Annotated in this window: 7 protein-coding genes; 6 read left to right on the top strand and 1 reads right to left on the bottom strand. The window is 37.3% G+C overall.

The genetic code is table 11. The features are described 5' to 3' along the window. The coding region (locus tag ACQR30_RS03330; protein WP_429731232.1) for a hypothetical protein at positions 1-379 on the bottom strand (379 nt) is incomplete at its 3' end. A 111-nt stretch (positions 380-490) separates the two neighbouring features. Between ACQR30_RS03330 and ACQR30_RS03325 the strand changes: the two genes are divergently transcribed. The 6 genes from ACQR30_RS03325 (at position 491) to ACQR30_RS03300 (ending at position 11,902) form a co-directional block, all read left to right on the top strand. After that, positions 491-1,759: a TolC family protein gene (locus ACQR30_RS03325; RefSeq protein WP_429731229.1), complete on the top strand. Its 1,269-nt coding sequence runs from the start codon at positions 491-493 to the stop codon at positions 1,757-1,759. Positions 1,760-2,095: 336 nt separating this feature from the next. Continuing rightward, positions 2,096-2,791 (top strand): IS1 family transposase, encoded by a 696-nt coding sequence (locus tag ACQR30_RS03320; RefSeq protein ID WP_429731226.1) that lies wholly within the window; start codon positions 2,096-2,098, stop codon positions 2,789-2,791. Between the two features lie 186 nt (positions 2,792-2,977). Continuing rightward, positions 2,978-4,270: an AAA family ATPase gene (locus tag ACQR30_RS03315; RefSeq protein ID WP_429731223.1), complete on the top strand. Its 1,293-nt coding sequence runs from the start codon at positions 2,978-2,980 to the stop codon at positions 4,268-4,270. Next, positions 4,255-4,938 (top strand): RloB family protein, encoded by a 684-nt coding sequence (locus tag ACQR30_RS03310; protein ID WP_429731220.1) that lies wholly within the window; start codon positions 4,255-4,257, stop codon positions 4,936-4,938. The genes ACQR30_RS03315 and ACQR30_RS03310 overlap by 16 nt, the downstream gene beginning before the upstream one ends. A gap of 12 nt (positions 4,939-4,950) precedes the next feature. Beyond that, positions 4,951-11,226 carry a hypothetical protein gene (locus ACQR30_RS03305; RefSeq protein WP_429731218.1) on the top strand — a complete coding sequence of 2,092 codons (6,276 nt, stop codon included), beginning with the start codon at positions 4,951-4,953 and terminating at the stop codon, positions 11,224-11,226. After that, positions 11,183-11,902 (top strand): hypothetical protein, encoded by a 720-nt coding sequence (locus ACQR30_RS03300; RefSeq protein WP_429731215.1) that lies wholly within the window; start codon positions 11,183-11,185, stop codon positions 11,900-11,902. The genes ACQR30_RS03305 and ACQR30_RS03300 overlap by 44 nt, the downstream gene beginning before the upstream one ends. Positions 11,903-12,770 lie beyond the last annotated feature (868 nt).

Below are 12,770 nucleotides of genomic sequence, written 5' to 3'. Positions count from 1 at the left end.
AAACATTTAAGCGCACCAGGAATGCTGAGTGTTTAAAGCTTTCTGTTGTTTGGCTTACATAGTATTTGTAAAGCATTCCCTTAGTAACGCCGCGCTTCTTTAACCTCGTAACAAGTTCGGGTAGCATCGATTCCAATTCCTGCGAACGATTGCTGGTTGTTTTAGGCTTCTGTATTAAAAATGCAGTAGCCAGTTGTTTATCATTCATTGCTTCAATCTGCTCAATGGTAAGGCGTAGTTCTACAAAAAGCAGCAAATACTTCTTGATAGTATTGCGGGCTATTCCAGTTGTTTTGCTGATAAGTTTACTGCCCCGGCCATCTGCATATAGTCGTAATACCTGTCTTATTTTAAACATCTCAATTGGTTTATTGGACATGATTTATCTCGATTTGTTTTGCTTAAAACAACCGATTTTTATCCTACAAAAACAACTGTTCTTCTATCAATTATTTAGGGGGTCAATTTGAGCCGGTATTACGGGGTCAATTTGAAATGGCAGACGGGGGTCAGTTTCAAATGGCGGGAGGGGGTCAATTTAAGTGGGTTTTCCAGTGTAGCAAAACTCAATGCAGAACAAACCAAACTTTCTCAATTACCGAATATCTATTTTTCGTTAGGTTATGGTCGCAGTTTTGGCCGTTCCATCAACCCCACCACCAATGATTTTGATAATTCGAGCTATGACTATACGGGTATGAATGGAAGCGGGAGTGTTCTACTTTTCGGATGGTTTCAGAAGCGCAATACGATTGCCAGAAGTAATTTACTTCACCAGGCAAGCGAGGCAGACGTCGATCAAATTCAAAATGATGTTTCCTTAAACGTAGTCACAGGTTATTTGCGTATTCTTTTAGCACAGGAGCAAATCTCTATTAGTAACGATGCGCTGGCTGTCAGCAAACAAAAGACGGATCAAACAGCGCAACTATTGGAAGCGGGACGAAGTAACGGTTTGGATATGGCACAGATGAGAACGCAGCTAACAACAGACAGTACGCTTTATTTTAAGGCATTGCTTGACTATCACCAGGCTGTAATTGACCTGAAAGCCATTCTAAACCTTCAATTGGAAACGCCATTTGCTCCAGCTCCAGTAGCGCAGGAAGACATTCCACTTCAAAATCTTTATACATTAACACCGCAAGAAGTTTTTCAAGTGGCAGCAAACAGACTGGGAGGTATACGAAGCAGTGTTTTAAAAGTAAAAGGCGCAGAAAAAGATGTACAAATTGCCAAAAGCAATTTATACCCTCAGCTTAGTTTAAGCGCTTCATCTGGCTCAAATTATTCCTCCAACTATTACCAATACCTTTCCAATGGAGACGAGGTGCTAATGCCTTGGGGCAAGCAATTAAGAAATAACTTTTCACAATCCATTTCACTGAACATCAATATTCCCGTATTTAATGGTTTATCTGCACGCTATACCATAAAACAAGCTAGGCTGGCTCTGCAAAATGTACGTTTGCAGGAGCAAGAAACGGAATCGGAACTCAAACAATCAGTCTTTAAAGCCTGGAATGATGCGCAGACAGCATTACAAACATACAATGCCACTAGGAGCGCCGCCGCAACCGCGGCCACCGGACTTTACTTTGCACAACAACGATACGATAAGGGCCTAATCAATGCTGCAGATTTCTTGACAGCACAAAATACCAATTTCCAGGCGCAGTCCAATGAAGCATCCGCTAAATATGATCTGATATTTAAAATTAAAGTTATCGAATATTACTTTAATGGCGCAAACTACTAACCTTTTATTCCGCTCATGCGAAGAGGATTATATAGCTGCCGTTATAGACCAATTTCATTCATCGGTAGCTTAATTGTTTCAAAGTATTTTGTGGTTACTGAAATAAATTTTACCTTTGTTTAAGTCTATTTGAATTACTGACTTCCATGTGGACATTTCGGTGGACAAAAAATGAAGGCGCTTATAAGTAATTAATTAGCAATAAGAGGTAGTGTATCACATCTGTTGATGAAGTTGGAAACAGCTTATACTCAACAAAAAATACACTCGAAGAGAAATAAAGTGGACGGCATATATGGCCGTCCACTTTATTTTTTGCACTAATTTCGCCGCCCAATGAACGATTTTACCTCTAAGTGCTCTACTTCTGTTGATGGGCAAAAAAATTGCATATATTGTAGCAACAAATGCGTAAAAAATGGCTCTGCTTATGGCAAACAACGTTATTTATGCAAGTCCTGCAAGCGCTGTTTTATTAACACTTATGATTATAATGGTTATGACCCAACAATAAATAACAGCATTAAGGAACATCTTAAGGAAGGCTGCGGCATTCGCAGCATATCAAGGTTATTAAAAATTTCTGTAACAACAGTCCTCCGAAGAATAAAAAAAATCGCTAAAGGTATAACAAAGCCGATTATTGCAATGGGCAAGGAGTATGAGCTTGACGAGCTTTGCACCTATGTAAGGGAAAAGAATAACCAGTTGTGGGTTGCTTATGCCATAAGAAAGGATACTAAAGAGGTCATTGATTTTGCGGTTGGACGAAGAACGAATAACACCTTAAAACAGATAACCGATACCTTGATATTATCAAATGCCGTTAAAGTATATACCGATAAACTCAAGCAATACGGAACCTTATTGCCAACGAGTATACATTCCACAAAGCGAAATGGCACCAACCATATTGAACGCAAAAACCTTACCCTTCGCACGCACCTGAAACGCCTTTCCAGGCGCACTATCTGCTTCTCCAGAAGCACTTCGATTCTCTCCGCTTGTTTGAAGATTTACTTTTGGGCGTAAACATACCATTTTTGTGTAGGTTTAATAAATTTAATGCCGGATCTGGCTGACATTTCATTAAAAATATTTATATTTATAGGGCTATATTAAGCCATTAACTGTTTAAAATGAGATTTTTTCTCAATTTTTACCCTATCTCAACAAAATAGTGTATCTTTGAGAAAATCTCTCATAAATACTCAAATTATGTTACTTGAATTTTCAGTAGGCAATTATCTCTCGTTCAAAGCAAAAACGACGCTTAGTCTTGCGGCTACTTCCATAAAGGAGCATATTGATACTAATATATTTTCCACGGAACGCAGTGATTTGCTCAAAGGAGCTGTCATCTATGGCGCAAATGCGAGCGGCAAAAGCAATTTTATTCGCGCTATGTCCACCATGAGGCGACTGATTTTGCTGTCTTTTGAGCAATCATCGGCTGATGAATTGGATATCACGCCCTTTTTATTAAACACAGAAACAGAAAAGGCATCTTCCTTCTTCGAGGTTGTTTTTATTATTGATGACACCCGTTATCGCTATGGTTTCGAAGTAGACGACAAGCAAATACATTCCGAATGGCTGTTTGAAGCTATTAAAAATGTGGAAAAAGCTTTATTTCTAAGGGAAGAAGATGGCATTGAGGTGATGAAATCCTTTCCTGAAGGAAAGGACCTGGAAGAACGTACCCGGGATAATGCTTTATTCCTTGCCGTAGCAGATCAATTTAACGGTAAAATTGCCAAAAAGATTATGCAATGGTTCAACAATTTTATTACGATTTCAGGTCTAAGCCATGAAGGGTATAAAGGGGTAACATTTGAGATGCTGGAAAACAAGCAAACAAGTCTCACTTTACTTGATTTCTACAAAAAACTGGATCTTGGATTTGATGATATAACTATTAGTAAAAAACCATTTGATCCAAAAGAATTGCCGAACGACATGCCCGAAAGCTTCGTAAAACAATTAGTAACCGATTTGGAAGGCGCATTTAGAATAGACATTAAGACGATCCATAAAAAGTATAACGCAAAAGATAAGGCTGTCGGAAATGTAGAGTTTGATATGCGCAGTCAGGAATCAGCGGGCACCAACAAGCTTTTTAATATTTCCGGGCCTGTATTTGATGTTTTGAACGATGGAGGTGTGCTGGTGGTGGATGAGCTAGATGCCAGTTTACATCCCTTATTAACGCTTGCCATCACAAAGCTGTTCAATTCCAAAGAATTTAATCGAAATAATGCCCAGCTGATTTTTGCAACACACGATACTAACCTATTGTACTACGGAAATTACCGGAGAGACCAGATTTATTTTGTGGAAAAAGATCAGTATGGTGTTTCGAATATGTACTCTTTGGTAGAATATAAAGAAGAAGGAAAAACGATCCGTAAAGATCGTTCATTCGAGAAAGATTATATCGAGGGTCGTTATGGTGCGATTCCGTTCATTGGTAACCTATCAAATGTGGTAACGGAATGGCAAGAAAAATAAAAATCCCAAATGAGCAGCAAAAACGATTTGCAAGAAAGGACCAAAAACGGAAAAAGGACATTCGGAATAAACGAATGTATTACCTTATCGTGTGCGAGGGAGAAGCTACTGAACCTAATTATTTTGAAGGGCTTAAGCAAGACTTACCTAAAGGGGTATTGACCGCTTATGAAATAGACATAGAAGGAACCGGAAGGAATACGCAATCTTTAGTAGATGAGGCATTGCGGTTGCAAAGTGCTTATGAAAAAAATACCATACGTAAGATAGATAAGCTATGGGTAGTTTTTGATCGGGATAGCTTCTCCGCTCAGGATTTTAACGCAGCTATTCAACGTTGTCATAACTCTGGTATCGGATGTGCATGGAATAATGAAGCATTTGAATTATGGTATTTATTGCATTTCCAATATTATGAGAATGCCATGTCTCGACGAGTTTATAAAGATATGATTGAAAGTCATCTTAAGCCGGTCTTGGGGAACAATTTTCGATACGAAAAGAACAGCGAACAAATGTACGCTTTATTAAAGGAACACGGCAGTTTGGAAAATGCTATCAGAAGTGGCAAACGTTTAGCAGAACGATTCGACAGACAGGATTATGCTAATCATAATCCATCTACAATGGTGTGGGCATTGGTAGAGGAATTGATGAATTTGAGATAAAAATAACAATAAATGCCAAACGACTTAGTCGCATATTCAAGAGCAGGCGATGTATTTCATTATAGGTGGGCAGCCAGGCGTTGTTTAGGGTTGGTGTATCCTAACACTTCGCTACGCACTATTGTAATTGAAGGTTCAGAAGAAAACGAGAAAGAAGGGGAATATGTTATAGATGTCACTGAGTATTACGACGAGTTAATTGACAAAAAACAGATCAAGTATTACCAATTAAAACACACGACGGTTCAAAAAGATACTCCTTTTGTTTTAAGTGACTTGAAAGATACCATTGAGGGTTTTTCAAAAAGGTTTTCCCAACATTTAAGAGAAACAAATGCTCCAGATTTTTCATTTACCATCGTTACCAACAGACCGGTAGAAGATTCTTTCAAACAGAACATTAGTTTCTTAGCAAATGCTGAAACTGTTAATGATAGGTTTCGAGAAACCGTTGAAAAATATACGGGATTTTCTTCTGATGAACTAAGTCAGTTTTGTAGACTATTAAACTTTCAGGATGGCGAGGGTGATTACAATTCTCAAAAAGATGAATTGAGATTAGAAATAGCACAACTTATAGCTGGAGCTGTTGATAATGCACAAATTGAAAGTATTGTTGCTCTCGTACAGGAAAGGGTTTTACCGGACTCTAACGGAATGATTTCCCGGGAAGATATTTTAAAACGCTTTGGTATTTCCGCTGAAAGAGACCTGTTCCCAGCTCCGGCCATATGGGAGCAAGCAGAAAATATCATTGATCGGGAACAACACGAAGAGCTTATCAAAAATATTTCAAATGCTTTATATCCTGTCATTGTCCATGCACCAGGTGGTGTTGGTAAATCTGTATTCTGTCGCCAGCTAATACATTCATTACCTTCGGATTCAATGGGTATTGCCTATGATTGTTTTGGAGCGGGACGATATAGAAATCGTAGTGAACCTCGACATAGACATCGAGATGCCTTGGTTCAAATCGTCAATGAGCTCGCTGTAAAAGGTCTGTGCGATCCTTTGCTCGTACAGGACACTTCTCAGGATAATGACATTATGAAGAAGTTCTTATGGCGTATTGAAGCCGCTGTAAAAACCTTAAAACAAACAAGTGATTCTGCCACCTTATTTATTTTGATTGATGCGGCAGATAATGCAGAAATAGCAGCTCAGGAATATAACCATCCTTGTTTTGCCAACGAGTTGCTTCGTGAAAATATACCGGATGGATGTAAGCTGGTTTTATTATGCAGAACCGAACGAATTCAGTTACTAAAACCTAACTCCAAAATTGTTCAGTTTAAATTAGCAGCATTTTCCGAAACAGAATCATTAATAAATCTACGGAAATGGTTCTCCGAAGCTGATGAAAAAGACGGAACGGAATTTCATCGGTTAACCAGTGGCAATCCCCGTGTACAGTCAAACGCATTAAGTGTCCATACATCATCTGTTTCTGAATTACTAAATAGGTTAGGACCTGCTGGAATGACCGTTGAAGAGCAGATTGAATTGCAATTAAATACTGCAGTTTCAAAAATAAAGGACTTCTTATCGGATTCATTCCAGGAACAAATACAGGCAATATGTTTAGGGTTAGCAAGTTTACCTCCTCATATTCCAATAGAAATTTTAGCAAAAGCATCTGGAGTAACGACCGAGACAATTAAGAGCTTTGTAGCAGATATTGGTCGCTCATTGTGGTTGTCAGACCAGTCTGTACAATTCAGAGATGAGCCAACGGAAACGTGGTTTAGAAAAACTTTCTTGGCAAAGAAAGAAAATTTTGAAGCCTATATAAACATATTAGAGCCCTTAGCCAATCAGTACACTTATGTTGCCGAGGTTCTGCCGCACCTCTACCTTCAGGCAGAGCAATATGAAAAATTAATTGAAATTGCACTCTCGGACAGTTATTTGCCGGAAGACAATCCAATCGATGCAAGAAATGTACGTGTCTACAGGTTACAGTTTGCTTTCCGTGCGGCACTGAGAGCCAAACATTATAATGATGCCATAAAGATAGCAATGAGAGCCGGCGAGGAAGTGGCTGGAAATCAGCGGCAACATGGGCTTTTTCAAAACAATATTCACCTGCTTGTTATTTTACAGGATAAACAAAAGGTTCAGGATATTGCATTTAAACGCTTACTAAATGGTGCTTGGAATGGTTCAGAGAATGTCTTTACTGCTTCATTATTGTCAGGAATTAATGAATATATAGGAGAAGCCAGAGGTTATTTAAGGGCTGCTGTAAATTGGCTACAAATATACTTTGAAGAGCTTCGGAAAAGCGATGAGCGCCATACGCAAAATAAGGTTACAGAAAGGGATGTTTTAGAATTAGCATATGCATTTTTCAATATTTACGGAGTAGAAGATTGTATTGGTTTCCTAAATCGATTCACGTCCAAGGCATTTGTTTTTGGCATAATGAAAAGTCTAATAAAGAGGTTTATAGATATTGGAAATTTTGAAGCTATTAATAATTTCTTGGAAATTTGTATCAGGCAACCGTACTATACAGTAGCTATTGCCAGTGAACTCATAAAAGTTGGGAGATTTCCTGAAGAACAGTTCATTGAAACTTGCTTAAAGCTCTTAACAAATTCGAAATCCAGAATTAAAAAACCAAAGCAGTACTACCATGATGATAGTATTACATCAGCTATAGTGTCCTTTATAGAGGTTTGTCTATACAGAAACCTACCGTCTATACAACTTCTAAGAGTATTGAGATATTATATCCCTTTAAAAGCGTCACAGATGGTATACAGTGCACATCAATCGCAGGAACGTGCCGTTTACCTAAAAGCACTCGCAATCCGAAGCCTATTGGAAGATAAATCGGAAGTAGATGTTGATGCTATTTTGCCTCAAAATCTAGCTGACAAAAAGGAAAAAAGTGACTATGCTCGGGACAATGAGGTTAAAAAATTCAAAGAAGTAATCAACGGCTTATGCCCCTGGTACTTTCTAAGGGTTAGAATACTGAACCAGCAGGACTTCAATTTCGAAAGTGAAGTAAAAAATGCGAATGAAAAATCAAACAATGCAAGAGCCAATAGATATGGTTCTTACGATACTTTACCCAATGAGATTGCTTCACTTCAGTCATCTATTCTAATACTATATAACAAAGGAGATACTGAAGAAGTAAACTGGTTTTACACTACCTACATCAAGAACAATAAGGCTTTATGGATTCCTGATGAGCTGAATACAGTAGGAGCAGCATTCAGATTATCACATTTATCATTAGTAAAACAGGAACTTGAGCAAAGTGCTTATGAACGAATAAAAAGCATCACCGAAGGGGGTCCGGAGGAAACGGCGGAAAGATATATCGGACTTGCCCGTGCTGTATTGAATACAGCATCTGATGACGCCAGTGTATATTTTGAAGAGGCTATAAACATCGTGTCTAAATTTGGCGACGAAATAGTCAGAAGATGGGAAGCTGTTGTATCACTTGCTAAACAAGCATGCAATGCAAATAGTATCTCCGACGAATTAGCATACCGTTTTATACGCTGTGCCGAAGTAGTGGGAGAATATGTGTCACGTGAAAAGTATTGGAACAGAAGTGAAGCAATTGCTGTTTGTGCGAGAATGTCGAGCGGAGAAGGAATATCCGCATTAAGCCGGTGGCGGGATCGAGACATAGGAAGGTTTGAATACCAGTTAGAAGCATTACTGATTGAATTGGTACAATCTGGTAAAGTATCGCCTTCAACAGGATGGGCGATGTCAAGATTTTTTTCCTATCATCAACTTGAAGAGTTGCTTTCCATCTGCCTGGAAAATGAAGGTAATACAGAAATAAAGCAAAAGGTATTTGCTGATGCCATTCATCTGCTTCAAATAGAAGGTACCACCGCTGAATACTGGGAGAAGATGCAGCAAATGGCCTCCCAAAAAAATATCCAGAATGATACATTAGATGGAATATTAGCTTACCATCAAAAGAATAGAAAGTTATTGTCGGAGGCTAAAGAAAATAAAACTTTTCAAGACACAAATCGAACTGATGATGATGTACATTGGGAAGCTGTCTTTGGTGCTGCGGATATTCTCAACAGTGAACAATTTGAAAAATGTCTTCATTCATTTAATACACTATTCGACAAGCGCTTTTACAAAAATATAGATAGCTTTTGGATTGAAGCTGTAAAAAGATTAAATGAAAAAGATCTATGGAAATTTATTGATATAATATTGTCATCGGAATTAAATAGCTATGAAACTAAATCATTTTTCAGTTCGCTTCCGGATGAATGGAAAAATAAGGTCAGCTTCAAGAAAAACTGGCTTGTTTTAGTAAAGAAATTAGGAAGTAAATACGCACAGAAGCTGGTTGTTCCATATTCATTTAGATATTTTATAGAAGACTTTAGCCTTACTATAAATGAAATTGATAAACTAAAAGAAGGAATATTTGAAGGCATGGCAAACGGATACGAATTCTCTGATGCAGAAATGTTTTTTGGGTTTGTAAGTATTGCGGTTCTTACAATCGACCCTCAAAAGGCGCCGGATTTGCTTGATTTTACACTGTCAAGATTTGAACTGCACATTGATAATGATTTTGGGGATGGTGAATGGGATAAATGGTTGTTTACATCTAAGAATGTTGCCAATCAAATAACAGGCTTTATTTGGTCGGCTCTTGGGTCGCCTCGGTCATCAGAACGGTGGAATGCAGTTCATACGGTGCGAGCTTTAGCTGAATTCAACTGTCAGGATATTATTAATGAGCTAATCTATTGGATGCGGCATGACAAAGTGGATGCTTTTGGTAACTGTAAATTTCCTTTTTATAACCTTCACTCAAGATTATATTTATTAATTGCTTTAGCAAGAATTTCATTAGAAAAACCGGAACTATTGGCTCAATATAAAGACATATTCGTTCAATATGCCTTTGGTGAACCTCACATCCTTATACAGAAATTTTCAGCAGAAATAGCGGTCAATCTCTCAATCTGCTTGGGGGATGTCTATAGTGAGGAAACACTGAATAAACTAAAAGCCGTTGGTAAAAGTAATATACCAACAGTGGAAATGAATTACAATGAGAGAGTTGATAGTTATTGGCATATAAACAAAGTAGTTAATACAGAATATGATTTTTATTTCGGATGGGATTTTGATAGGTACTGGTTTGAACCGTTAGGAAGGGTTTTTGGTGTACCAGGAAAACAAGTAGAAGATATAGCTGCTAATGTTATTATTGAAGAATGGGGTATAAAAGAGGAAAATGGCTATAACAATGATCCGAGAGTTGTTATATGGAATAGACATTCCAATGCAAAAGAAACCTCGCACGACCACGGAAGCTATCCAAGAACAGACAACCTTGATTTTTATTTGTCATACCATTCAATGATGGTAGCAGCAGCAAGGTTTCTTGAAAAAATGCCTGTGGCTGTAAAACGAGATCGGTGTGATAGTAAATGGGATGAGTGGATCTCAGAACATGTATTAACGTGTACAGATGGGAAATGGTTGATTGATTATCGTGACCAAGTACCATTAAAGAGACCAGAATGGATTTCTAAAAATAAAGGAGATAATTGGAGAACAGATATCTCAGAAAACAGCTTTTATGAAACTTTACTAACAACAGATGATAATGAAGAACTATGGCTTAATATACGAGGAGGATGGGAAGAAAAAGATAATGAAAGGACCGAAAGCTTTTCAATTGTATCTGCTTTAGTTTCCAAAGATACTTCTAAGTCATTAATGAGAGCATTAGAAACTTGCAGTGATCCTTATGACTACAAACTTCCCGACTATGAAGAGAGTGATATGGAAATAGAATCAGGTTCTTTCGAGCTTAAGGGATGGATTAAGGATGAATCAGTCTCCAAAAGATTAGATGAATATGATCCTTATGCTGATAATCTAGATTATCCTTATTATGTAATAGGAGATGATATTGTGAGTAGATTAAATTTGTCTGTAGAAGGTGATGGAAAAGTTTGGTATTTACCAGAATCATGTGACCCTACCTTGAAATGCGAAATATGGAGTAGTCATAGAGGAGACCGAGATGAAAGCCCCAGCCAGGCTGGTAAACGATTAAAAGCGTCGTTGCAATTTTTAAAACACATGTGTTCAACTCTTAATTGTGATGTGATATTGAAAATTGGAATAAGCAGGGAAATTAATTATAAATACCGAAGCAAGGAGGATAAATACGAATATTCAAAACCTATACATAAACTATTTATACTATCGTCGAATGGAGAACTTAAAACTACAGGAAGAAGTAATAAACTTGGGTAAGCTCTTCGTTAAAGAGCTTAAATTAGAGCCAGGGGTTGATACTTTCTCTCGGTGGATGGCTCATTATCTTGCTGAAAAAATAACTGCAATAGAACAATCAGAAGGCAGGGAAAAAGAAGTTGCAGAGAAAGAGTGTTTTGATGTAATACTAAAACTATGGGAACATCGACATTCTCTTCCGTCGGGAAGAAGGCCTTTACAAAGTTTCGAGCCTATCTTAGACACATTATCTCAACTAAATCCTGACACCGAGAAGCCTTATTTTTATAATGATCTGATTAACAAAGACTTGTCGGAATTAGAAACAGATAACTTAGATTATAAATCTGTGGAAGAATGGATGAATATTGCTAAAGAAATTGACAAGACGGCCAGAATTTGGATAGCTTTCGTTTTGAACCAAGCAGCTCTAAAGGCAAAAAATGAAAAAACACAATCTATTATCGAAAATGCGGTCAATCTGCATGATAATGATGATATAAGAATTATTCAAGTAATTTTTGATAATGATCCATCGATTGATTTAGACAATTATAAAGATGATTCAATTCAGAGAAAGTATCGGCTTGAAAAACTAAATAGACAAATCGAAGAGCTTGCGAAGTTTACCAAGTTAAATGAGTTCTTATTAGAAAGCTACAAGAAAGATTTAGCAATAATTCAACAGGATTTATAAAATGGCTTCAAATTCTCAGAGAAAAAGTTATCACTAGCTTCTTAACAAGGATAGGAATTTTAGGTCTGCATCAGCCTATTAAAGGCATTATAAAGCAAAGTCATCTTATTTCGAAATGATCTGCTAGTTTAATTGAAGACAATAATCTTAAAGCGTATTAGTAATAAATAATGAAGACAATATTTTTGATTTTTACACTATGATAATTAAATATTTTTTACCTTCGCTTAAGTCTATTTGAATTACTGGCTTTGATGTGGACATTTCGGTGGACAAAAAATGAAGACGCATATAAGTAATTAATTAGCAATAAGATATTTGGGGCAATACAAGTGCCGCCCTCACCGCTAAATAGCGATACGAACCGCTCCAAAGTCAATACTGGAGCGGTTTTTATTGTATGTCGTGCATGTCTGGGGTCAACGCGAAAACTTGTGGAAAGGGCATAATATTTTTACATTTGCGGCCTATTAAATATTATTATGCAAGACAGCTATATAGGTCTTTACCTAGAAACTTTGGGATAATATGCGAGTTTCTCTTATCTGCTTGCCTCGTCTTGCAAAAATGATATAAAGGAGAAATTACCATATAATTATTTTCCATTTGCCGCCCATATTGATACAATTAGGGCTAAAATACTTAAAACGACAGAAATCCATTTTATTATAAATTCAATAGTTGCCCTTTTTTTAATTTTTAGGTCTCCTAATAATTCCCGACTTGCTAGTAAGTCCTTCCCACTTTCCGTAATCTTCGTATCATAATATTCTGATTCGTAACTAAATAGCCATTCTTAAGAAGCAAACCTATAGTATCCGTCCCACGAAGTGCATATTGCCCTTTCTAATGCGTGTCTTTAGCTTTG

It is taken from the genome of Arachidicoccus sp., from assembly GCF_050436765.1.
Taxonomy (GTDB): domain Bacteria; phylum Bacteroidota; class Bacteroidia; order Chitinophagales; family Chitinophagaceae; genus Arachidicoccus.
The sequence above is the reverse complement of the archived record's forward strand: the minus strand, read 5'-3'. Positions and strand labels throughout refer to the sequence as shown.

Coding starts and splice junctions, on each gene's coding strand:
- ACQR30_RS03300 (WP_429731215.1), top strand. CDS start 11,183: ATGGAGAACTTAAAACTACAGGAAGAAGTAATAAACTTGGGTAAGCTC.
- ACQR30_RS03315 (WP_429731223.1), top strand. CDS start 2,978: ATGTTACTTGAATTTTCAGTAGGCAATTATCTCTCGTTCAAAGCAAAA.
- ACQR30_RS03310 (WP_429731220.1), top strand. CDS start 4,255: ATGGCAAGAAAAATAAAAATCCCAAATGAGCAGCAAAAACGATTTGCA.
- ACQR30_RS03320 (WP_429731226.1), top strand. CDS start 2,096: ATGAACGATTTTACCTCTAAGTGCTCTACTTCTGTTGATGGGCAAAAA.
- ACQR30_RS03305 (WP_429731218.1), top strand. CDS start 4,951: ATGCCAAACGACTTAGTCGCATATTCAAGAGCAGGCGATGTATTTCAT.